This window comes from Caballeronia eucalypticola (genome assembly GCF_047608185.1).
In the GTDB taxonomy this organism is placed as follows: domain Bacteria; phylum Pseudomonadota; class Gammaproteobacteria; order Burkholderiales; family Burkholderiaceae; genus Caballeronia.
The window spans coordinates 1-24083 of the sequence record NZ_JBLKRU010000064.1; the positions used below are offsets into that span (position 1 = coordinate 1).

Annotated in this window: 16 protein-coding genes; 10 read left to right on the top strand and 6 right to left on the bottom strand. The window is 54.0% G+C overall.

Annotation, left to right across the window (positions count from 1 at the left end; translation table 11 throughout):
* Nucleotides 1–31 precede the first annotated feature (31 nt).
* A complete protein-coding gene (locus ACMX25_RS37050) occupies nt 32–1054 on the bottom strand; it encodes an IS30 family transposase (protein ID WP_414948293.1) in 1023 nt (340 codons plus the stop codon).
* 710 nt (nt 1055–1764) lie between these two features.
* On the opposite strand from ACMX25_RS37050, the gene ACMX25_RS37055 reads away from it, so the two are divergent.
* Together ACMX25_RS37055 and ACMX25_RS37060 are read left to right on the top strand one after the other, a co-directional pair.
* On the top strand, nt 1765–3114 hold the full coding sequence (locus ACMX25_RS37055; protein ID WP_414954838.1) for an MFS transporter: 1350 nt from the start codon (nt 1765–1767) through the stop codon (nt 3112–3114).
* Nucleotides 3115–3703: 589 nt separating this feature from the next.
* Complete coding sequence (locus ACMX25_RS37060) at nt 3704–4837, top strand: porin (RefSeq protein WP_414954857.1); 1134 nt, start codon at nt 3704–3706, stop codon at nt 4835–4837.
* A 183-nt stretch (nt 4838–5020) separates the two neighbouring features.
* Here the strand turns inward: ACMX25_RS37060 and ACMX25_RS37065 are convergent, their stop codons facing one another.
* On the bottom strand, nt 5021–5521 hold the full coding sequence (locus tag ACMX25_RS37065) for a flavin reductase (RefSeq protein ID WP_414954839.1): 501 nt from the start codon (nt 5519–5521) through the stop codon (nt 5021–5023).
* A 364-nt stretch (nt 5522–5885) separates the two neighbouring features.
* On the opposite strand from ACMX25_RS37065, the gene ACMX25_RS37070 reads away from it, so the two are divergent.
* Nucleotides 5886–6656, top strand: a complete 771-nt coding sequence (locus tag ACMX25_RS37070) for an AraC family transcriptional regulator (protein WP_414954840.1) — start codon at nt 5886–5888, stop codon at nt 6654–6656.
* Between the two features lie 396 nt (nt 6657–7052).
* Here the strand turns inward: ACMX25_RS37070 and ACMX25_RS37075 are convergent, their stop codons facing one another.
* On the bottom strand, nt 7053–7913 hold the full coding sequence (locus ACMX25_RS37075) for an AraC family transcriptional regulator (RefSeq protein ID WP_414954841.1): 861 nt from the start codon (nt 7911–7913) through the stop codon (nt 7053–7055).
* A 460-nt stretch (nt 7914–8373) separates the two neighbouring features.
* On the opposite strand from ACMX25_RS37075, the gene ACMX25_RS37080 reads away from it, so the two are divergent.
* The 3 genes from ACMX25_RS37080 (at nt 8374) to ACMX25_RS37090 (ending at nt 12793) form a co-directional block, all read left to right on the top strand.
* Complete coding sequence (locus ACMX25_RS37080) at nt 8374–10164, top strand: acyl-CoA dehydrogenase (RefSeq protein WP_414954842.1); 1791 nt, start codon at nt 8374–8376, stop codon at nt 10162–10164.
* 14 nt (nt 10165–10178) lie between these two features.
* Nucleotides 10179–11876: an electron transfer flavoprotein-ubiquinone oxidoreductase gene (locus ACMX25_RS37085; protein ID WP_414954843.1), complete on the top strand. Its 1698-nt coding sequence runs from the start codon at nt 10179–10181 to the stop codon at nt 11874–11876.
* Between the two features lie 65 nt (nt 11877–11941).
* The gene (locus tag ACMX25_RS37090; protein WP_414954858.1) at nt 11942–12793 is read left to right on the top strand and encodes a 3-hydroxybutyryl-CoA dehydrogenase; all 852 of its coding nucleotides are present in this window, start codon (nt 11942–11944) and stop codon (nt 12791–12793) included.
* Between the two features lie 23 nt (nt 12794–12816).
* Here the strand turns inward: ACMX25_RS37090 and ACMX25_RS37095 are convergent, their stop codons facing one another.
* Both ACMX25_RS37095 and ACMX25_RS37100 read right to left on the bottom strand, forming a co-directional pair.
* Nucleotides 12817–13815, bottom strand: coding sequence for an AraC family transcriptional regulator (locus ACMX25_RS37095; protein WP_414954859.1), 999 nt, complete (start codon nt 13813–13815; stop codon nt 12817–12819).
* Nucleotides 13816–14459: 644 nt separating this feature from the next.
* Complete coding sequence (locus tag ACMX25_RS37100) at nt 14460–15209, bottom strand: Crp/Fnr family transcriptional regulator (protein WP_414954844.1); 750 nt, start codon at nt 15207–15209, stop codon at nt 14460–14462.
* Nucleotides 15210–15514: 305 nt separating this feature from the next.
* Between ACMX25_RS37100 and ACMX25_RS37105 the strand changes: the two genes are divergently transcribed.
* Nucleotides 15515–17146: an acyl-CoA synthetase gene (locus ACMX25_RS37105; protein WP_414954845.1), complete on the top strand. Its 1632-nt coding sequence runs from the start codon at nt 15515–15517 to the stop codon at nt 17144–17146.
* 587 nt (nt 17147–17733) lie between these two features.
* Here ACMX25_RS37105 and ACMX25_RS37110 read toward each other — a convergent pair.
* Nucleotides 17734–18261, bottom strand: a complete 528-nt coding sequence (locus ACMX25_RS37110; protein WP_414954860.1) for an Lrp/AsnC family transcriptional regulator — start codon at nt 18259–18261, stop codon at nt 17734–17736.
* A 259-nt stretch (nt 18262–18520) separates the two neighbouring features.
* On the opposite strand from ACMX25_RS37110, the gene aceF reads away from it, so the two are divergent.
* The 3 genes from aceF to ilvB all read left to right on the top strand — a co-directional run bounded on the left by aceF (nt 18521) and on the right by ilvB (nt 23580).
* Nucleotides 18521–19876 carry a dihydrolipoyllysine-residue acetyltransferase gene (gene aceF / locus ACMX25_RS37115; RefSeq protein ID WP_414954846.1) on the top strand — a complete coding sequence of 452 codons (1356 nt, stop codon included), beginning with the start codon at nt 18521–18523 and terminating at the stop codon, nt 19874–19876.
* A 123-nt stretch (nt 19877–19999) separates the two neighbouring features.
* Entirely contained in the window at nt 20000–21751 is a 1752-nt protein-coding gene (gene lpdA, locus ACMX25_RS37120) for a dihydrolipoyl dehydrogenase (RefSeq protein ID WP_414954847.1), read from the top strand.
* A gap of 71 nt (nt 21752–21822) precedes the next feature.
* Nucleotides 21823–23580 carry a biosynthetic-type acetolactate synthase large subunit gene (gene ilvB / locus ACMX25_RS37125; RefSeq protein ID WP_414954848.1) on the top strand — a complete coding sequence of 586 codons (1758 nt, stop codon included), beginning with the start codon at nt 21823–21825 and terminating at the stop codon, nt 23578–23580.
* Nucleotides 23581–24083: the final 503 nt, after the last annotated feature.

The window sequence follows — 24083 nt, forward strand, 5'->3', positions numbered from 1 at the left end:
GGCGGTCTCAAGTCGAAGTGCAACAACTGGTCTAATGTTTAGATGACGTTGCGAGATCCGCTGCTTTTAGTGTCGCGGCAAATACCTCGAAGGGTGAATGAAACGCATGCGTAGCACGAGGGCGGTTGTTCAAGCTGTCTGCAATGACGTCGAGGTCGGCCTGACTATGGACGGAAAGGTCGGTGCCTTTGGGCAAGTACTCGCGCAACAGGCCGTTGGTATTTTCACAAGTTCCTCGCTGCCACGGGCTGTGTGGATCGCAAAAATAGACATTCACGCCTGTTTGAGCGGCAAGTTCTTGATGCCGTGAGAGTTCACGCCCCTGGTCGTAAGTGAAGCTGTGACGCAAGTGCTCGGGGATCGAGTTGAGCTTGGCGGAGAAGCCAGCCAGTGCAGATTCGGCTGTGGCATCGTCCATCTTAGCCAGCAGCACTAGACGGCTGGTTCTCTCCACCAACACGCCCACTGAAGAGCGATTGCCTTCGCCTTTAATGAAGTCGCCCTCCCAGTGCCCGGGCATCACGCGATCCTCTATTTCAGGTGGGCGCACGTGAATGCTGACCATATTTGGAATTTGCCAGCGGCGATCACTACCCCGTGTCCGCGACATACGGGCGCGATGAGCACGACGCAAACAAGCAATGAGTTGACGCCGTAGTTCGCCGCCTGGGTGGGCGTAGATAGTGGTGTAAATCGTTTCGTGCGAGACCTGCAAAGTCGGATCGTTTGGGAACATACGCTTGAGGACTCCAGAGATTTGCTGAGGCGACCAACGCCACTCCAGCAGCGTGAGGACGACCCTCCAGCAAGCGCTGTGAGGCCCGAGTTTGGGCGCGACCGCACTGTTGGATCGTCGGGCCGAACTGAGTGCGTGCGCCGCTGCTGGGACATAACCAAGCACAGAACTATTGCGCCTGAGTTCGCGGCTAAGGGTAGAGGCCGAGCGCCCGAGTATTCGGGCCATGGCCCGAATACTAGAACCCCGTTGACGTAGGCTCGCAATCTCCAAACGTTCCTCAGCTTGCAACTGCTCGTACTGATTTGCTTTATGCATTACAACACCTTATACGCTTTGGTGTTGCGCTTCAATTTTGAGCCCGCCCAGCAATGTGGCTCCGGACCGTGAATCTTTTCATACATCCGAGGACTTTTCGCTCTATCACACGCGACCGACGACCGAGCGAGCAGGAACGGCTCGAACCCTGGATGTCCATGGAACGAACGTCCTTGAATATCGCGCCGCATATCGCCTCTCACCGTAGCGATCGAGCAAAATAATCTGCTGATGCAGCCAAGGATATGGCAAAAAAAGAATAAAGAATTTTGTTCGATCTACGGCAATATATTTCTAACGGCACCAAGAATATTTGGTACCGTCCATATATGTATGAGGTAAAAACGAAATTTACGGCGACAGCTGTATGCCGATGAAGTAACGAAACTGCGATTTACTAGACGCGCCTCAGAACGAAGCTAATACTTATTGGAGCGGTCATGGGTAGTGGCTTTAAAAACGAGTTTGGAGTGGATTTCCTTACCTTATAAGAAAATAAGTTCGTAAAACTAAGTATTTTCACTGGCTACATCTCGTTTTTTATTAATATAGGATCTGTTTGGCCAGTTTCGTTGAGGTTGCGCATCTTCCAGCACTGTTGTGCTGCTTACTCTAATTGGTATTTTTACCCGCTCCCTGTTCCCGATCACATCTCAACCATCTACCATAGCGACGTCTGTCGCAACGGTCCTTTTCGCAAGGAGTGCAGAATGGATGTACGGCAACTTAACATTTACGACCTGATAGATAGTCGTCGAGTCGGGAAAGCACAGTACTTTATTGTCGCATTCTGTGCGTTAGTAATGCTGTTTGATGGCTTTGACATTCAAGTCATGAGTTTCGTTGTGCCCGTTCTTGCAAAGGAATGGCATTTGCCTAAGGCTGTCATAGGATCAATTTTTTCAGCGGTCTTCTTTGGTTTGCTAATTGGTAACTTTGGCATCCCCTTCCTCATTCAGCGTTTCGGTACGAAAAAGATGGCATTTGTAGCCACTGGGTTTTTCGGGTTTTTTACCTTACTAACTGTCTTTGTTACGAATGTGCCACAGCTGATCGGGTTGCGGGTTTTGGCGGGTATAGGCTTGGGCGCCCTTACACCATGCGCGGTCGGTCTTGTATCGGAGTTCAGCCCCAAAAGGACGCGCGCCACTTTTGTTACGCTGGTGTACTTGGGCTATGCGCTCGGATTTATTACCGCGGGATTTTGGTGCGACGCGTTGATACCAAGGTTCGGGTGGCAAGGGCCTTTGTGGCTGGGCGGTCTTGCAGCACTCGGCTTAAGTATCTTGATCCTTCCTTTGCTGCCGGAGTCAGCTGCTTTTTTGTCAAAGCGAAACCGTCAGACAGATTTGGTCCGCGCAACTCAACGGCTCTTTCCGTCTTTTGTATTGCAAGAGGGCGCTGAACTAATAACCCGTGAAGAGAAAGCTGTCGACGCTAGCGTAAAGGGACTTTTTTCACGGAGTCTCTGTCTAGGGACATTCTTGCTGTGGGTTGTTTTTGCTTGTACCTTGGCGGCGTTCTACTTTCTCTCTAACTGGCTTCCGACGGTTCTCGCTACCGTCTCTTTTCCAACCGGCCTCGTGGTCTGGGCAACCGCGATGGTGGTTATAGGCGGGGTGTTTTCAAGTCTCGTGCTGGCGCCTCTGATGGATCGAACGAGTCCTTACAAGATTTTGTCGACGCTTTACGTACTCGGCGCTATTTCTATGTACGCAATTTCGATCGCCATAAACTCCTCTCATTTAGTTTTACTTACGACGATATTCTTATGCGGATTTTGCATAAGCGGGGGTGCCACCCTGAACATTGCGCTTTGCTCACTCTATTACCCCCCAGCGTTGCGTGCGCCGGGTGTCGCCTGGGCGTACGGTTTTGGACGTCTTGGCGCTGCGGGTGGGACGTACCTTGCAGGCGTCCTCTATGCGCACGATTGGACGCCCGACGCCATGTTTCGAGTTGCCTCGATTCCGGTACTAGTGGTGGCAGTGTGTATTGCAGCGATGGGAGCTTGCTATTCCCTCAATAAGAAAGTTACCCAGAGCACTATTTCAGCATGACTCTGTTGACCAGGTCCGAACTTGCTGGATCTGGTAGTGAGCGTTGGGATCAGACCGAATGTGGAATGTTGCTGCCTAGATATAAATAGGTATGACTTTCCGCACTAGCGAGTCTTGGCCTCACACGTTTAGCTGTCAGGCTTTGACGTGATTTGAGCTGATTTGACGCTGGCCACGCGCTTGTTCAGTGACCAAGCTGGCCTCGGCGTTCGACTCCTGTTCGTTTGGGTATCTGGGCGCCAAACCTGATTTAGTCGCGTGTTTCGCTAAATGCATCGCAGCCAGCGGTCTATGAAGTAGCGCAAAGTTCAGGTATTTGCTATGCAGAATCGAATGGGTTAATTCGTTGGCATTGGAGCGCATCAAGAGAGACGCAATTGGCGCTTATTTGAAGACTGTTCAACTGCATCAAAGAACTCTAAAACCTGATGCAACGGAAACAATCGGTTAACCCAACCTGCCCATGAACTGCAACGTCTTATCACCGCGGTTGACGTAAATTTAATTAGGTGTTTTTTGTAATGCATCGACCTCGCGATTTGGAGAATTTGTGAAAACTAGCAATGTAATTCTTGTAGTCGGTTCACTTATGGGACTTGCGAGCTCTGGAGCTCACAGCCAAAGTAGCGTCACACTGTATGGTGTGATCGACGAAGCAGTCCAATATCAGACAAATATTCGCGATGGCAAATTAGTTAATCTAGATTCTCTTTCTGGGATATCTGGTAGTCGCTGGGGAATTACCGGAAAGGAAGATCTGGGAGTCGGCCTCAAGGCAATTTTCACCTTGGAATCCGGGATTAACATCAACAACGGCCAATTTGCACAAGGGGGTACTGCATTTGGTAGGCAAGCGTTCGTAGGAATTAGCAGCGACAGGTTTGGTACTGTCTCCGCGGGCCGTCAGTACGACATGGTGTATTATTTTCCTGAATTTTTAACGGCATCAGCAATCGTTGGTGCAATCCCTGGGGCACATCCTGGAGATTTTGATAACACCAGCAACGAAGTGCGATTTAATAACTCTTTGCGTTATATGAGCGCCGACTTCCATGGTCTATCTTTCGGTGCGGAGTATAGTTTCGGAGGGGTGCCCGGCAATTTCACATCCACTTCGGGCTACTCGATCGGGGCGGGATACAAACAGGGACCGCTTCAAGCGGGAGTTGCATTAGATTACTTCAAACATCCTACAGCGAGTCCTGGGACCGGATGGTTCACTGCGAACGCAAGCGGCTTCAGCTTGTTAGCTAACTCACTAAACTCGGCATATCAGGTCGCCCAAGCCTATCAAGATGCGGTCGTCGCTGCGACGTACACGATTGGCAATGCAACGGTAAGCGCATCCTACTCGAATGTTCAATATGCGAATCTTGGTCAGACATTTCTAAATGGTACCGCTATTTTCAACAACTATGACATTGGAGTGAGCTATCGCTTCACTCCCGCCCTATCAGCTGGCGTGATGTATGATTATATGAATGCTCGAGCAGTAACAACAGCGCAGGGACGGTCCGTTGGTAATCAACATTACAATCAAGTGGCGTTCCTATTGGACTATGTATTGTCGAAGCGTACCGATGTGTACTTTTCAGGAGGATGGCAACGAGCGTCTGGCACATCGTCAACTGGGCAGGCCGCTGTCGCTGATATCGGTGGATCCGGAGACTCATCAAATAACCACCAAATGCTTTACCGGTTGGCGATCCGGCACAGATTCTAAAGTTTCTTCTTTCTGACGGGGTGAGCGAAAACAATGCCCAGGCTCTTCGTTGTCGGGATGGCCGTGGTGCAGATAACGGTTGTGAAAATGGTCTCGGCCAGACCTTGATCATGCAGTCTGGCCGCATCTAGTTCGGTTGCGTCTTCTAATAGCGGGAAGATGCTTCACATCTGGCTTGCGTACCTAACGAGGGGCGCTATGCAGTCCGTGGTATCGACGGTCAAAGTAGATGAGGCCTCCGATCGTTTCACCATCGTCTATTTTGACTTCCTGCACTTCACAAAAGATAACACTGTGGGTGCCATGGCTGACAGTGTCAATTATCTTGCAATCAAACGCTACCAAAGCATCCTCAAGCACGGGGGAACCCGTTTTCAGCCTGCTCCACACCGTTCCGGCGAAACGCTCCTCCATACTGACGCCTGCACCAAATCTACGAGATAGCGCCTCATGGGAAAAGCTCAGTGTGTTCACACAGAGTACGCCGTTTTCGACCAGGGCGTTGTGCGCCGAAGACTGCTGGTTGATGCAAACGAGCAGTGTGGGTGGCGCGTCGGTGACACTACATACAGCTGAAGCTGCAATACCGACCTTCCCAGAAACACCGTCGCTGGTGATCACGTGAACCGCTGCGCCGAGCCGGGCCATTGCAGATCGGTAGTTAAGTTGTGCTTGGCTAAGCATGTTGGTGTCCTTTACATTACGGATTTTTTCGGGGTACTCCCGCCACCACGCGACACGAAAGCCCGCTAAACCCGATAAAATCTGTCCAACCGATGTGCATCGTAAAATCAGTTATACCGATTATCGTGTAAAGCTCGCAAATCCTTCTCGTGTACGTCAAGGTGGGTGCCAATGTGCCCCCGAGACATGAAACTGTTTTGGTCCTGATTGGCCTTTCCAACAACGCGATCATGCGCGTCGATGGCCAACGTGAGGTCGAGGAGCATTCATTTATTCCAGCAGATGACGATGAATAACTGTAAGCCCCCGGACGGTGTATGCACAGTCTAAAATTGGTCAAGATCTATCTAAAACAGGACAACCCATGCAACCGAATCCGCCACTCGTTGCGGTTGATTGCGATAGCTTTCCCATCAGTGCAGTAGTGCGCGAGGGCGACGCGGTGGACTTTGAGGCGCACATGCACGCATGCGGACAACTTGTTTTTGCACAGCACGGGCCCATGCTGCTGGAGACAAGAAACGGCATTGTGCGGATGGGACCCGACAGGGCTGCGTGGCTACCTGCTGGAGAGCCACATGCGGTCTTTCTAGACCGCCGATTCCGATATCACAGCCTTTACATTGATAGCAATTTTTGCTCGCGCGGGACTTGCGGGGTATTTATTCTTAGCTCGCTGCTTCGCGAGCTCATAATTGATGTTTCGCTGTGGCCCGAGAGTGATTTGACCGCTGACGAGAAAATGCGCCGTGCACACGTGATCGTAGACGAAATTGTGCGAGCCCCGCGAACGGGTTCATCTCTTCGTATTCCAGACGACAAGAAGCTCGGCATCATTTGTAGGGCGATCGAACGAGACACCTCTATCGGGAAGTCGTTCGAAGACTGGGCGGTGGAGGTTGGCGTCAGCACCAAAACGCTCCAACGGCTATTCTTGGCGCAAACTGGCATGGCGTTCCAGCAGTGGCGCAATCACGCAAGGATGACAAGGGCTCTCGAGCTGCAAATGTCTGGCATGCGGGAACTCGACGTTGCACTGGCAGTGGGATATGCAACCGAAGGATCATACGCGCAAGCTTTTAAGAAGTTCTACGGGCATCCTCCAAGCTTCTTAAAACGCCGTGCTAAGGGTTAGTATTCCAAGGTCTGACTGCGATCAACTGTTGATAAGGCATTTCCCTTCGTTTTCGTCATTGAAAACATGAACGTATTAAGAATAAAGGCGGGCCTATGTTGCGCTAAGCAACTATGCTGTCTATGGCACACGGACAGCCTGGATGATCTTGGCATCAATGAGCGCTGCCTCAGTGAACGGAATGGCCTGGCCGGCGTCTACGATATCGGGCTGCCTGTATGTCGCGGATACTTCGTTCAACGGGCCGACGGATCGCGTTGCCCACAACGGGATTGCACAGGTGGGCGGGAGAGTTCCGGCTGGACGTATTAGCCCACTTCTCAAACGCCTCGACGATAGGTCAAACATCACGCGTCGACATTGTCATTCCACGCATGCCTGTTGTCACTTAGATTCTTAGTCTGCAAGAGTGTCCGTTTTGTCGCCAGTGTTAGACCACTCTTTCGGCAGGAGGGTTGACTCTGTTTGACTACGCGCAAGTGCAGCGAAATAACGACCCGGTGGATGTCCGAGCGCCTTTTTGAACATGGTAATAAATGCGGTGACCGACTCATAACCAAGATCGGAGGATACGCGCTGCACTGAAGCGCCACCCGCAAGCTCGCGTATGGCCACGAGTAAATGCAGTTGCTGTCGCCAGCGGCCAAAAGTCAGCCCCGTTTCCTTCACGACGAGTCGTGCCAACGAGCGCTCACTCATCGCCAGACGTTTCGCCCACTGCACGATCGTGCTTCGATCTCCCGGACTGGCGTTGAGCGTGTCTGCCATTTTGCGGATTTTCGGGTGATCACTTATGGGCAAATAAAGGCGCTCCACCGGCATCAACGCCAATTCATCCAACAAAAAATGAGCAAGCCGGTCGATATGCCCGCCCCGGTCATAGTCAAGCGGAGCGTCTGCCAGATGCAAAATTATCTCTCGCACCATTGGTGATATGGACAGCGTGCAGCAGTCGTTGGGGAGGTGGGCAATGCTTGGCTCTGCGAACAGGTAGCAAAGGCGGGCGTTTGGTGTAGCTCGGTTGCTATGCGGCATGTCGCCAGGAATCCATACGCCGCACTGAGGCGGTACGATCCAAAAGGCGCCTTCCACCTGGCAAGTAACGGCCCCGTGAAGTGCCAACACCAGTTGCCCCTTTCGATGCTGATGTATCGGGATTTCAGCAACATGATCATCCAGGTGCATGCGAAGAGCCACAGCCGGCTGGTCGATATCGTCAAGGTCGTCAAAGTCTTGAAGGGCGAGGTTGCGATCCATTTTGGCATCCTTTAGCGATAGGTTGTCACTGTAGCAAAATTCAAGCGCGAAGAGAGTCGGCATAGTACGCAAATGCAAACTCTGAACGCTGAAGAAATCTCAACTGCGAAAACATTACGGTCCTATTCGAGATGCTGGAACTTCTGCGATCGATTCAATTGGTCGTCACTGCCCAACGCGGTTAACTCCGACTTAGAGGCCGATCGGTTTCTCGTACCTAATGAGTGTTGGAGCCATATTTACCGTTGCCAGCATTCGCGTTCGAGAAGTGACGACCGGTGTCCCGTGCACAGCACTTGACCTAAGGCCAAAGCGGCAGATTTCGTCAATCAATGGGCAGCTGCGGACACTGGGCTACACGGTTGAAGACGCTAGGATGCGGTATCTGAAGCGTCATGCGCGAGAGTCGGATCATCGCGCAGGTTACCTAAATGTTCAAACACATTGGATGAGAAACACGATGAGTTATTCCGCGCCCATTAAAGACATGATGTTCGTATTGCTAGAGTTGGCCGATCTCGAGAACATCGCGACCTTCCCGGGGTTTGAGGACGCGAACCTTGCCACCGCGCTGGCCGTTCTCGAGGAATCGGCGAAATTGTGCTGCGATGTGATAGCGCCGCTGAATATCGAGGGGGACAGAAATCCGAGCAGTTGGAAAGACGGCGCGGTCACCGCAACGGGAGGCTTCAAGGAGGCGTTTCGCCAGTTCGCCGAAGGCGGCTGGCAAGGCGTGCAACATCCTGTTGATTACGATGGCCAGGGCCTGCCCAAGCTTATCGCCACGCCGTGCGCCGAAATGCTCAATGCGTCGAACTTGTCGTTTGCGCTGTGTCCGCTGCTGACCGACGGGGCGATTGAAGCGCTGCTTACCGCGGGCAGCGAAGTGCAGAAACAAACCTATGTGCCTAAGCTGATCTCCGGTGAATGGACCGGTACGATGAACCTTACTGAGCCGCAAGCCGGCTCCGATCTCGCGGTAGTGCGCACGCGCGCCGAACCGCAGGGCGACGGATTGTTCAAGCTGTACGGGACCAAAATCTTTATCACCTGGGGCGAGCACGATATGGCGACAAATATCGTCCATCTCGTGCTGGCGCGCACGCCGAATGCGCCTGAGGGCGTGAGGGGCATTTCTCTTTTTATCGTGCCTAAGTTTCTCATCAACGAAGATGGCTCGCTAGGCGAGCGCAACGACGTGCATTGCTTGTCGATCGAGCACAAACTCGGCATTAAGGCGAGTCCGACCGCGGTGCTTCAGTTCGGTGATCATGGCGGTGCGATTGGTCACCTGATCGGACAGGAAAATCGCGGCCTCGAATATATGTTCATCATGATGAACGCCGCGCGGTTTGCGGTCGGTACACAAGGCGTCGCCATGTCAGATCGAGCCTATCAACGGGCGGTCGCTTATGCGAAAGACCGTGTGCAAAGTCGACCGGGAGACGGCTCAGTGAACCAGCCGGTCGCAATCATTCAACATCCGGACGTTCGTCGTATGCTCGCAACTATGCGTGGGCTTACCGAAGCGTCGCGCGCGCTGGCATATGTCGCCGCAAGCCATTGTGATATCGCACGCCGCCACCCCGACCAGGAGAAGCGGGCAGAGCATCAGGCTATTTACGAGTATCTCGTGCCGATCGTGAAGGGCTGGGGCACCGAAATGTCGATCGACGTCACAAGCCTCGGTTTGCAAGTCCACGGTGGCATGGGTTTTATAGAAGAAACAGGCGCTGCACAGTACTATCGCGACGCCCGCATTTTACCGATTTACGAAGGCACGACTGCGATTCAGGCAAATGACCTGGTCGGCCGCAAAACCGTGCGCGACGGCGGCAAGGTGGCAAAGGCGTTGCTCGCTGACATCGCGGAAACGGTTGAGGCGTTGGGTGCGCAGCAAGGCGCCGGATTTGCTTCAATGAAGAAATGCCTCGCGCAAGGCCACGACTCGCTTAACGCTGCCGTTGACTTTGTTGTACTGAATATGAAGAACAATCCGAATGTGGTGCTCGCCAGCAGCGTACCGTATCTGAAGCTGGCAGGTATTGTCCTGAGCGGCTGGCAAATGGCGCGCGCACTGCTTGTGGCGGCGGCAAAGCGTGACGACGATCCGTCGTTCTATGGTGCCAAGATTGCGACTGCACAGTTCTATGCCGAACATGTGCTGACACAGGCGTCGACACTGGCGGCGTCGATCGTCGCTGCGACAGGCAGCGAAAGCGTGCTGGCATTGTCGGCAGAACAATTCTAACGAAAGAGGGTGTCATGACCATTGCAAACTGGCAGATCGACCCTTCGTCTCGATGGCTCGACGAATACGGCCCGCGCGAGTCGATGGTGTACGACGTCGTCGTCGTCGGTGGTGGCCCGGCTGGCCTTTCAGCGGCGATCCGCCTTAAACAACTTGCGGTTGAAAACGGCGTAGAGATTAGCGTTTGCGTACTCGAAAAAGGCTCGGAGATTGGGGCGCATATATTGTCAGGCGCGGTGATGGATCCGCGTGCGCTATCCGAACTAATCCCCGACTGGAGCGCGAAGGGCGCTCCACTGACAGTGGAAGTCACCGACGAAAGATTTCTGTTCCTGACTGAAAGTGATTCAAGGAGCCTGCCTATGTGGGCAATGCCGGATCACATCAAGAACCACGGGAATTACGTAGTCAGCCTTGCGAATGTCACGCGCTGGCTAGGTCAACAGGCTGAAGAGTTGGGTGTCGACATGTTCCCTGGCTTTTCAGCGGCTGAGATTTTGTACAACGATGATGGATCGGTCAAAGGTGTCGTTACCGGCAACCTCGGAATCGGCAAAGATGGCGATCCGACCGAGAAGTTCCAGCTCGGGATGGAGTTGCAAGCAAAGTACACGCTGTTTTGCGAAGGCGCGCGGGGTCATCTTGGAGGTCAACTCAACGACAAGTTCAATCTGCGCAAGGGCGTCGATCCGCAGGTCTACGGACTTGGTATCAAGGAACTGTGGGAAGTAGATCCTGGCAAGCATAAACCGGGTATGGTGATGCACAGCGTCGGCTGGCCGTTGGAGAAAGACACATACGGTGGGTCATTCCTTTATCACATGGAAAACAATCAGGTGGTGGTGGGATTCGTCGTCGGGCTCGCTTATACGAATCCGTATCTGTCGCCGTTCGAGGAATTCCAGCGCTACAAGACGCATCCGGCTATTCGTCCGGTGCTTGAGGGCGGCAAGAGGGTGTCGTATGGCGCGCGGGCGATCGTCGCCGGCGGCCTGGTGTCGCTGCCAAAGCTGGTGTTCCCAGGTGGCGCGCTTGTCGGTGACGATGCGGGTTTTCTGAACGCATCGCGAATCAAAGGATCGCACGCGGCGATCAAGACAGGCATGCTTGCAGCCGACGCGGCGTTTGAAGCCGTGCGGGCAGGCCGTGCCGGCGACGAACTCACGGCTTATCCCGAGTCGTTCAAACGTTCGTGGCTGAATGCCGAGCTGCGTCGCGCGCGTAACTTTAAGCAGTGGATGAGCAAGGGCCTGTATCTTGGCACGTTGATGGTGGGCATCGAGCAGAAGCTGCTGAGGGGCAATGTGCCCTGGACATTGCATCACAAGCACTGGGATCACGAAAAGCTAAAACCCGCGTCAGAGTGCAAGCCGATTGTCTATCCGAAGCCAGACGGAAAGCTGACGTTTGATCGACTGTCATCGGTGTTTATTTCAAACACCAATCATGAAGAAAACCAGCCGGCACACCTCACGCTGAAAGACCCGGCGATACCGGTGAATGTGAACCTCCGGACCTACTCGGGCCCAGAATCGCGTTATTGCCCGGCTGCGGTGTATGAGTTCGTGAAGAACGACGACGGTAGCGAACGGCTAATAATTAATGCGCAAAACTGCGTGCATTGCAAGACCTGCGATATTAAAGATCCTACGCAGAACATCGTTTGGGTTTCGCCCGAAGGCGGTGGTGGTCCAAACTATCCGAACATGTGAACCTTGAGACGGCATCCAGACTCGCGTAAAGCAGTCTCCTTGCTCGTTTTGGAAAAAATATGGCGATGAAAATAGAGAAGGTTGGAATAGTCGGCGCGGGCACGATGGGTAACGGTATCGCTCAAACTGTAGCGGTAGCTGGGATGAGAGTGGTCATGGTCGATCTTCTCGCCAGCGCGCTCGAAGCAGGCATGGCGACCTTAACCGGCAGTCTCGGTCGGCTGGTATCCAAAGGTAAGCTAGATGCTGCTGCGCGTGCTGATGCGCTCAGCCGAATCGAAGTGTCGACCGACTATCGGCGGCTCGCTGACGTCGATCTTGCGATAGAAGCGGCCACGGAAAATGCCGAACTGAAAATCCGTATCTTGCGGCAGATCGAAGCTGTCGTGCGGCCCGACGCGATCATTGCGTCCAACACGTCGTCAATTTCGATCACCATGCTCGGTGCAACATTAACGGCCCCGTCGCGCTTCATCGGGATGCATTTTTTCAATCCAGTGCCGCTTATCTCACTGGTCGAAATCATTAGTGGTTTACAGACCGGCGCGGATACTGCGGAAGTAATTCGTGCGCTGACCTTGCGACTCGGCAAGTCGCCGGTTGGGATCAAGAACTCGCCAGGTTTTGTGGTCAACCGGATTCTCGTGCCGATGATCAATGAGGCTTTTTTTGTGCTGTCTGAGGGCGTGGGCACAGCCGAAGAGATCGATACCGGCATGCGCCTTGGTGCGAATCATCCAATCGGCCCGCTAGCGCTCGCCGATCTGATCGGACTGGACATCTGCTTGTCGGTGCTCGACGTGCTCTTCAACGACTTCCGCGACTCAAAATACCGCGCATGTCCTTTGCTACGGGAATATGTGGCCGCAGGGCAACTCGGGCGAAAAACACGTCGAGGCGTCTACAGGTACGACTAGGTTCGGGACTTATTCGCGCTGACTTAGCTTCGGGGGGCGGACAGGTATGTTGTAACCGTCGTTCGGTAAGCGTTCGGGGTGCTGCCGGTCCAACGCCGAAACGCTCGATGAAAAGCGGATGCACTATCGAAGCCGACATCGAATGCGATTGACGTAATGGCATCCTGAGAGCGGGTGAGTTTTTGAATTGCGACGTCGCGCCGTACTTCGTCTTTGATCGACTGGAAATTAGTGCCCTCCGCAATGAGTCGTCTGCATAATGTGCGGACCGAATGGTGAAGCCCGAGCGCGACGTCGTCAATGGTCGGAATCTCGGGTAAAGAATCGGCCACGCGCTGCCGGACACGGTGGCACATCATCTGCGCGCCGAACGAGACGAAGATCCAGTCTTCCGGTGCACGTGCAAGGAAAGTATTCAGGTCGGATTTGCGTTGCCTGATGGGCGCATCTAGCAAGGTGGCGTCGAAGGCAATGCAAGTTTGGGCCGCTCCAAAGCGGATAGGCCCGGGAAAAAGATAGAGATGGTCCCCCGTCTGGGCTGGTCGCGGGAAATCGAATGACACTTCAATAAGCGGGATTTTTTGCCAGATCAACCAGGATGCAACGCCGTGTACAAGCTTCAGCATCAATTCCCGGCCCAATGGGCTGACGGGTGGCCCCGTCGGATCGATCACCATCTCTACGTAACCGAATTGAGCATCCCGCCTGGTCCGAAGGCGGAAGTCGTCGAGAACCAGGTGAAAAAACTGGCCGAAGCGGTTGAGCGCGACTTCGAGCTTGCCGGCGTCAAGCAGGCTCAGGCACAGGAACTTTAGCAGGCCATTGCGTAGCGGACGGCTGAAGATGCCGGGCATCTCGTCATCGAGTTCCATCGCCAGCAAACGGTAAAGAGTCGAAAACTGCTCGTGCGTCACACGGGCGCCGCGCCGCGACAGCAACTCGGGTGCGATACCCGAGCGCTCGGCAAAACGCATCATCGTCACCCGGTCGACACCGGAGAGAAATCCATGGACAACAGACATGGAGACGGTCGCTTCAAGCGTTTCCTGCATGATAGAGATATAGATCGTTCAAAGAGGATGACAACGCCGTGAACAGCGATGATACGCTGTACCTTTCAGGAGGGTAGGTGCAATGCCAAAGAGAAAGCGTTCGAGTGCATGCAACATCCGAGATAGACAGGCATCACTGCATTGACTTGAGCGGATCAGCTATGCGCTCTCAATTATTGCGGACATTCTGCAGCGGTACTATGGTACTAAGCGACCGTTGTCCAATGAGTGCACGAAGTTCTGTAACAAGATGCACTACTTCTTGCTGAAAATTGGCACCGACCTGCCGATTGGCCACGCTGTAATCACGTGCTTGGTAGCACTGCCCGTAGAAAATGCTTTGCCACCACGCTTCGCCTCGAACAGCCCGCAAAAACAAATTCGAGGCGGAATTCACTGCCATGCCAACCTGACCAACCGTTGGCGATCTTTAGACAGAATTCCACCCGCCTACTCTTAGGATTGCTGACATAGAATGTTGTGAAACGGCACTACGGCTGCAACGCCCGAATGATCTCGGCAAGCCTGTCATAAGATAAAAAATTGCCAAAACGGGGCGACTATACAATTTTTCTGCGCACGATTTCTCAGTTGATGTGGCAGGCAAACACTCGCTAGAGCTGCTCGCGTCCAAACCCGATTAAGCGTGCAAGGTCAAGTACGTCGATCTGGTTGTACGCAAGCCGCACAATGCCGAGCCGTTCCAGATTTTGCAGTGCCTGATTGATCCGTTGGCGCGACACACCGGCGAGCAAGCCGACTTCTTCCTGAGAGATAACAAGCGTGGGGCCCGTATCGGGATAGAGATCAGGATTGAACAGTTGCGCGAGAGACTGTGCGACGCGCGCGTCGACATCGAGCAGCCGACTGTTCTGGATCGACCCGATGAACTCGCCCATTCGATTGTTCAACTGACAAATCACGAAGCGGTTGAACGGCAGGCTCGACTCCAACAGCGCGTGGAAGGTTTCCGAAGGAACGAACATCACGAGCGACGGCTGGATTGTCGCTACCTCGTACTTACGCAGCTCCCGCTTAAGGACGCTGCCTTCTCCGAACCAGCCGCCAGGCGGCACACCAGAAAATGTACAACTGCGGCCCGACGCGTTGTAAATGGCAAGTTTGATCAGCCCCGAATGCACGCCGATCCAGTAGTCGGATGGCTGCTGACGGCGTGCAATCCACGCGCCACCGTTCATGAACTCGGCACGCCCGCTAGCCAGCACCCATGACTGATGTTCGTTTGCTAACGCCCGGAACCATGCGCAAGTGGCAAATAACGTGTGCAGATCGGTGCGTGGAATCCTTTGGGAATGGGGAGAGCGGGGGGCGGCAACGGTGGCAGGCGAAGTCAATGCGTCCATGAGCGGGTTTCCCTGTTATCCGGTGATCGGCGTCGCGTATGTGGACCTGCGCGGACCCAGGTTGTGCAGTGTCATCTGGATGACAGACAGTTAAACATGTTGCCTGATACGCTCGCTAATCAATCAAAACGAACCAATTAAAACAAACGACGGGGTGCCTTGCAATTATGGTTAATGAGACCAGAGTGACGCGCCGCAACGCTAGCTTGGCTCAGTATCCAAAGCTGCGTACCGATCGACCGCTGTCGCACGTGATGGGTGGAAGCGTTGAACCGCCCACTCTGGCCGCCATTGGAGACGATGAAATGGAACATATGTTCGAAGCAGGTCTGAAGCGCCGCGAGGCCAATTATATCTCGCTAACGCCAATCGACTTTATCGTCCGCGCAGCCGAAGTTTACGGTGAACGCCTAGCGGTCATTCATGGGGACATGCGCCGAAACTGGCGCCAGACCTATGAACGGGCTCGGCGCTTGGCCAGCGCACTGCGGCAGGCCGGAATTGAACGCGGTGACACGGTGGCTGCCCTGCTCCCTAATATCCCTCCAATGATAGAAGCCCACTTCGGTGTCCCGATGGTTGGTGCGGTGCTCAACACACTGAACACGCGACTCGACATCTCGTCACTGCTATTTATGCTGCGCCACGGCGAGGCAAAGGCGCTGATTGTCGACACCGAGTACAGCGAGTTTGCACATCGTGCGGCGCTGGAGTTTCCGGGACTGCGCATAATCAGTGTCGCAGATGTGATGCCAGCGGATGCGGACCGATTTCCCAGCGCGACCGATTATGAAGTGTTCCTGCAAAGTGGCGACCCTGATTTCGCGTGGACCTCGCCAACCGACGAATGGGACGCCATCGCGCTGAACTACACGTCGGGCACTACCGGCGACCCGAAGGGCGTGGTCTACCACCACCGTGGCGCATATCTGAATGCGCTGAGCAATATCCTTGAATGGGATATGCCCAAACACGCGGTGTACTTGTGGACGCTGCCGCTATTTCACTGCAATGGCTGGTGCTTCGCATGGACAGTCGCCGCCCGCGCAGGCGTGAATGTCTGCCTACGAAAGTTTGACGCGAAAACCGTGTTTAACCTGATTCGCAGCGATAACGTGACGCATTATTGTGGAGCGCCGATCGTGCAAAGCGCACTCGCTAATGCGCCCGTTGAATGGCGAGACGGCATCACGCATCGTGTATCGACGATGGTGGCCGGTGCCGCGCCCGCGCCCGCCGTAATCGCGAAGATGAAGGAGATTGGTTTCGAGTTGACACACGTGTACGGGCTTACCGAAACGTACGGACCGGCCGCCGTATGCGCGAAACAGGAAGAGTGGGGTGCGCTTGACGACGACGCGCGCGCTGAGATGAATGCGCGACAGGGTGTGCGCTATCACCTACAAGCGGCGGTGACGGTACTCGATCCAGACACACTTGAACCCGTTCCGAGTGATGGCGAAACGCTTGGCGAGATCATGTTTCGCGGCAACATTTGTATGAAGGGATATCTGAAGAACGAGCGCGCAACGGAGGCGACCTTCCGCGGTGGCTGGTTCCATACAGGAGACCTGGGAGTGCGTATGCCTGACGGCTATCTTCGGATTCGCGACCGCAGTAAGGACATCATCATTTCGGGCGGCGAGAACATATCAAGCATTGAGGTCGAGGACACGTTGTATCGTCACCCAGCGGTGTCGGTTGCGGCCGTGATAGCAATGACTGACCCCAAGTGGGGCGAGGTGCCATGCGCTTTCATTGAACTCAAAGAAGGCGCCAAGGTGACCGCTGAAGAGATCATTGCGCACTGTCGGCTCTTTCTTGCGGGCTACAAGCTGCCAAAAGCAGTGCGCTTTGGTGAGCTGCCCAAGACGTCTACTGGAAAAATTCAAAAGTTCGAACTGCGCTCGCGCATCAACGGTGAGACAGGCGATTGATGGCGCCCGACGTAGCTTGCGTGCGTCAGAAAATTCTAACCACTTTGGAAACCGGCGATCATTTATGAACGAATTGCCTTAGTCACATACAGGTCCGCTCCACATAGGGTTGCTGAGGAAGTCGAAAGCATTGAGACCGTCGATAGCCAGGACAGGAGCAGACAACGGACTCCAAAAAGGTAGCTTGCGCAGCTAGTTCCAGGGAAAAGCTGATCGTCCTGTAGCCCACTGACTTTTTTCGTGAATTGGACGGTCGCTTGAAAAATACTCGAAAAGCCACGTGGACCGTCAGTGACCAACAAAAATTCTGCGAATCTGCAGTTTGGCAACAGTGATTGAATGCTTTACGTTGCTACAAACCAAATATACAAGCACACATTCCGCCGCCATTGGCGTACTCTTTCGGGCTTGGTTTCTGAATTCTATCAGTGATATTGCTTTCGGTTTGCGTGACTCGCTCGTTGATCGGAGGGCTAGATATATTTCATCCATTGAAAAGAAAGGAGTGCCATGCTTGGGTGCCCATCGCGCGACGGACGCGGTAGCGAAAATCAGGTACGCAAGGTTTGTCCGTACCGAAATGGTACCTACAACCATTCTTTAATTGTTGAGTCTTCACTCGACAGAGTGAGCCCGTTTGTTGGCAGGGGCAAGGCAGTCTTGTAGCGAACCTGTTTCAGCGAAAAACTTGAACGTATATTAGAAACACCTTTAATTTTGGTGAGATGTTCGAGGATAAAGTGCTCTAATGCCTTAGTGCTTGGTACGACAACACGAAGTAGGTAATCCGCGTCCCCCGTCATCAGATAGCATTCCATCACTTCTGGCCTCGAAGAGATCTCCTCTTCAAAAGTCCGCAGTGCACGTTCGACTTGCCGTTCGAGACTCACACTTACGAAGACGTTTAAGTGCAGTCCCAACAATTCCGGGTTAAGCAGCGTAACTTGTTGGTTGATCAAGCCGAGCTTCTCTATATTCCTGACGCGATTGAAACATGGGGTAGTAGAAAGATTGACGGCGCGCGCGAGCTCTGCGTTCGTGATGCGTGCGTTCTTCTGCAACAGATCAAGGATCGCTACGTCGATCCGGTCGAGTCGTTTAGACGGTGGTGTCATGGAAGGGAATGGGCTACCTATGTTTGAGTGTTCTCTTAGCATAATTACACTATTGGCGAGTCTTTGCACCACATAAATCAGACGCACATTCTCTCGCGTTCCACGTAAGCTAAGAGATCTAGTCCACGCTCGACACGGGATTCTTATTGGACTCCGTCGGGTCTCCTGTTAAGCACAAAGAAGCGGAGCGGTAAGTAAAGGAGGAAGATTCTGATTAGGTATTAAGCTAGAAAAACTGTTAAAACGCTTGCTGTCGGAGATGAATGTGCCTGTGACACAAATAGTAGTGCCAAACATTGGAGATTACAGGATCGTTCCGGTGATCGAAATCATGGTGAAGTCGGGGCAACGAGTTGAGAAAGAACAATCGCTTCTTATGCTCGAATCGGATAAGGCAACAATGGATGTGCCGAGTCCGTTCGCCGGTACGATCAAAGAACTGATGGTCAAGGTCGGTGACGCGATTTCGGAAGGCATGGTAATCATGCTGATAGAAGGTGACGGTGAAGGTGAAGATGAAGGCGAGCAAGGCCAAGGCGGGGGCAGCGGGGCGGAAGTTCTGACTCCTTTGGCCGCCATAGCGGAGCGGGAAGTCGCGACATCGGATGTCGCTGTTCCGGTTTTACCTGCGGCCGCGCAACCGGCTGCGACCGCTCCAGGTGCTGAAATCGCAGCCGGCGAACGCGGTATGTATCACGAAAGTCATGCGTCGCCTTCAGTGCGCAAGTTTGCACGTGAGCTTGGTGTGGATGTCATCCGTGTCACCGGTTCGGGTCCGAAGAACCGCATCACGCAAGCCGACGTTTCGGCGTTCGTGAAGGGTGTAATGACGGGCCAGGATGAAGCGCCAGCCGCTGCTGTTGCTCGGGCTGGTGGCGGCGAGTTGAATCTGCTGCCGTGGCCGAAGGTCGACTTCACGAAGTTCGGTCCTGTCGATCCAAAGCCGCTGTCGCGCATCAAGAAGATTTCGGGTGCGAACCTGCATCGCAACTGGGTCATGATTCCGCACGTCACGAACAACGACGAAGCCGATATCACCGACCTCGAAGCGCTGCGTGTGACGCTGAACAAGGAAAACGAAAAGGCCGGCGTGAAGTTCACCATGCTCGCCTTCGTGATCAAGGCGGTGGTTGCCGCGCTGAAGAAATTCCCGACGTTCAATGCGAGCCTCGATGGCGACAACCTTGTCTTCAAGCAGTATTACAACATCGGTTTTGCAGCCGATACCCCGAACGGTTTGATGGTTCCGGTGATTCGCGACGCGGACAAGAAGGGCCTCGTCGATGTCGCCAAGGAGATGGCCGATCTGTCGAAGGCGGCGCGCGAAGGCAAGCTCAAGCCCGATCAGATGCAAGGTGGCTGTTTCTCGATTTCGTCGCTGGGTGGCATTGGCGGAACGCATTTCACGCCGATCATCAATGCGCCTGAAGTCGCAATCCTCGGGTTGTCGCGCGGCGCGATGAAACCGATATGGGATGGCAAGCAGTTTGTACCGCGGCTGATCTTGCCCATCTCTCTGTCATTTGACCATAGGGCATTGGATGGTGCGGAGGCTGGTCGTTTCAACGCGTATTTGGCTTCATTACTTACGGACTACAGACGAATTCTACTATAGATGACGTAGTCGGGATTATCGATTGAATGGTCACTAAAGCGTCTACAGTTGCGAACAAATTTGTGTCGGGAGCAAGCACTAGCTAGATGTGGACTTCGCTTTTAAACATAACAAAGGTTTTTCATGAGCGTTGTAGAAATCAAGGTGCCGGATATCGGCGACTATAAGGAAGTGCCGGTCATCGAGGTCGCCGTGAAGGTCGGCGATCGTGTCGAAAAAGAACAGTCCCTCATTACGCTTGAGTCGGACAAGGCGACCATGGATGTGCCTAGCCCAACCGTTGGCGTCGTAAAGGAATTGAAGGTCAGGGTCGGCGACGTCATCTCTGAAGGCACGCTGATCATGCTGCTCGAAAGCGATGAAAGCTCGACCGCCGAGTCTGCCGCGGTGGAGGCCGCTCTCGCGCGGGATAGTATTGCTGCGTCGATGACTGCGCCGCACGCTGGCATTTTTTTGGGGAGCGCAGATATCGAGTGCGAGATGCTTGTTCTCGGTTCTGGTCCCGGCGGCTATTCCGCAGCTTTTCGTTCAGCTGATATTGGCTTGAAAACCTTGCTGGTCGAACGCTATTCGACGCTCGGTGGCGTGTGTCTGAATGTTGGCTGCATTCCGTCCAAAGCGTTGCTGCATACCGCACTCGTGATCGGCGAGGCCGAAGCGCTCGGCGTACACGGCATCACGTTCGCCAAGCCGGAGATCGATCTGAACAAGCTGCGTGAATTCAAGTCTGGAGTCGTCAGGAAGCTCACCGGTGGTCTCGCCGGCATGGCCAAAGCGCGTAAGGTTGAAGTGGTGACCGGGACCGGTACGTTCAGTGATCCGAATCACATGGTGGTCCAAACCGAAGGTGGCAAGAAAGTTGTCAAATTCAAACAGGCAATCATCGCCGCGGGTTCCGAAGCAGTGAAGCTTCCGTTCATGCCGGAGGACCCGCGTGTGGTCTATTCGACCGGCGCGCTTGAACTGCTTCATATTCCGCAGCGCATGTTAGTGATCGGCGGTGGAATTGTCGGCTTGGAATTGGCGACCGTGTACGCTGCGCTGGGCGCGAAGATCGACGTGGTCGAAATGCTCGATGGTCTGATGGCTGGCGCGGACCGCGATTTGGTCAAGGTTTGGGAAAAGCATAACAGCAAGCGATTTTCGAGCGTGATGCTGAAGACGAAAACGACGGGCGCGCAAGCAAAAGACGACGGTATCTACGTGACGTTCGAAGGCGAAAAAGCTTCAGTTGAAGCGCAACGTTACGACCTGGTGCTGGTTGCAGTCGGCCGTACGCCGAACGGAAATAAGATCGGCGCGGACAAGGCGGGTGTGATGGTCACGAACAGTGGGTTCATTGACGTTGACAAACAAATGCGTACCAACGTGCCGCACATCTTCGCAATTGGCGATATCGTCGGTCAGCCCATGCTTGCACACAAGGCCGTCCACGAAGGGCACGTCGCCGCCGAAGCGGCTCACGGCGAGAAAGCTTATTTTGATGCGCGGCAGATTCCTTCGGTTGCTTACACGGATCCGGAAGTCGCGTGGGCCGGTAAAACCGAGGATCAACTAAAGGCCGCTGGGGTGAAATACGGCAAAGCGGCGTTTCCGTGGGCCGCGTCAGGCCGTGCGATCGCCAATGGCCGCGACGAAGGCTTTACCAAGCTGCTGTTCGATGAGAAAACCCATCGAGTGATCGGCGGTGGGATAGTCGGTCTGAATGCAGGCGATCTAATCAGCGAAGTCTGTCTCGCGATTGAGATGGGCGCGAACGCAACGGATATCGGCAAGACGATTCATCCTCATCCGACGCTCGGAGAATCGATCGGGATGGCTGCCGAATTGTACGAAGGCGTTTGCACCGATCTCCCACCACCTAAGAAGATTTGATACTTAGAGAATGGAAAGCGTCGAGAAGATAGCAGCAAAGTTTTTTGTATGGAGGAGTATTGAAAAGCGCAATGCCTGAGATCGAAAAAATCGCGTTAACCAGCCCTGTTCATTCCCAGTTGCTAGGCAAAATGTCTGGCGCCCAGATCGTCGTCTCGGCGCTACAGAAGGAAGGCGTCGACACGGTATGGGGATACCCGGGAGGCGCAGTACTGCCTGTCTATGACGCGTTGCTGACGTGTGGGGCGGTCGACCATATGCTGGTGCGTCATGAACAGGCGGCCGTGCACGCCGCTGACGGCTACGCGCGGGCTACGGGGAGAGTTGGTGTGGCGTTGGTGACGTCGGGCCCGGGCGTGACAAACGCCGTTACGGGAATTGCAACCGCCTACTTTGACTCGGTACCGGTGGTGATTATTTCGGGAAATGTTCCGACCGACGCGATGGGTAAAGACGCTTTCCAAGAGTGCGACGCAATTGGTATTACAAGGTCGATTGTAAAGCATAATTTTCTCGTCTTGGATGTCGAGCAAATCGCTACAACCATGAAGAAGGCGTTCCATATTGCCAGCACGGGTCGCCCTGGTCCTGTCGTCGTCGATATTCCCAAGGATATTCTGCTGGCGCAAGCCGTATTTGCGTATCCCGAAACGGTGGCATTGCGATCATATAGGCCCCGTTCGGATGGTCATATCGGACAAATCCGCCGTGCGGTAGAGGCGTTGCGAGGAGCCCGTCGTCCCTGCATCTTTGTAGGCGGCGGAGCAATTTCCTCAGGCGCCAGTGATGAGATCTGCAAGCTCGCGAACGCACTTGATGCCCCCGTTACAAATACACTGATGGGTTTGGGGGCATTTCCAGGGACAGACACGCGGTGTCTCGGCATGCCGGGCATGCACGGTACGTACGAAGCTAACATGGCAATGCAACATAGCGACGTGCTGATTGCGTTGGGCGCACGATTCGATGATCGCGTGATCGGCAATACAGCTGATTTCCTTGCAGCGGAGCGGACGATAATCCAGGTTGATGTTGATCCCGCAACTATCGACAAGCGTGTCAGTGTCGATGTGCCTATCGTCGGCGACGTCAAATCTGTACTCCGAATGCTCATCTCTCTTTTGAGTGAAGGACCCATCAGTCGATCCGGGCGAGATGCATGGTGGAATGACATCAGCACGTGGCGGGCAAAGCGGTGTCTGCATTTCGAGGATGACCGTCGGGTTATCAAGCCACAGTTTGTGATACAAAAGCTTTGGGAGGTTACGGGTGGCGACGCGTTTATATGCTCGGATGTCGGTCAGCATCAGATGTGGGCTGCGCAATTCTATGCGTTTGATAAGCCTCGTCGTTGGATCAACTCGGGGGGGCTTGGAACGATGGGTGTTGGGCTCCCGTACGCGATGGGGGTAAAGCGAGCTTTTCCGCATGAGGATGTAGTGACCATCACGGGCGATGGATCAATTCAGATGTGCATTCAGGAACTTTCAACGTGCAAGCAGTACGGGCTCGGTGTGAAGATTGTTTCATTGAATAACGGAGCTCTAGGTATGGTCCGGCAGTTGCAGCACGTCCACTATGGGGATCGGTATTCAAGTTCCTACATGGATGCATTACCGGATTTCGTAGCTCTGGCCCGTGCATATGGACATATCGGCTATCGAATTGAGCGACCGGAGGAGGTCGAACCGGCATTGCGTGAAGCAATGGCCTTGAAAAGTCGGACGGTATTTTTGGACTTTGTGACGGATCCGTCGGAGAACGTGTGGCCGATGGTGCGTGCCGGCGCTGGACTGACCGAGATGCTGATGAATTCGGGGGATATTTAGCGGGCGGTCACTTTGCATTTTCGTCACCGCGGCTCCCCAGTCGTGGCGCCGATTTTGTCCCCTGCTTGCAGTTCCGACCGAATGACGGCCTCGATGCATCTCTAACCCCGTTCGTGCAGAGTCGCCGGAACTCGCTGTAAGAGAACATTTAGCCGACCGGATTTGCCAGGCTAGATGATAGTGCCTGAAGACTACATACATTCACCGCACTTCATACCTCACTCACCCACCCATACCTCATACGGGACCCTTCAGATGCGCACGGCGAATCGCTGGTTCCGCTTACGCGGGCTGGAGCAGCCAAGCGGGAGGCCGTGCATCTTGAACGGACTGTGCTGCTAATTTGACAATTTTCGAGATTGGCTGTTTTTGGTGATAACTCGGCTCTTTATCGGAATCGACCGTGCCGCCACTGTTATAAGCTGCTTCATCAGGTGCTGCCGTTCGGACACATGTTTTCCGGACACGTATTGAAAGCGAACTTCGATGTCTTGATCGATAGC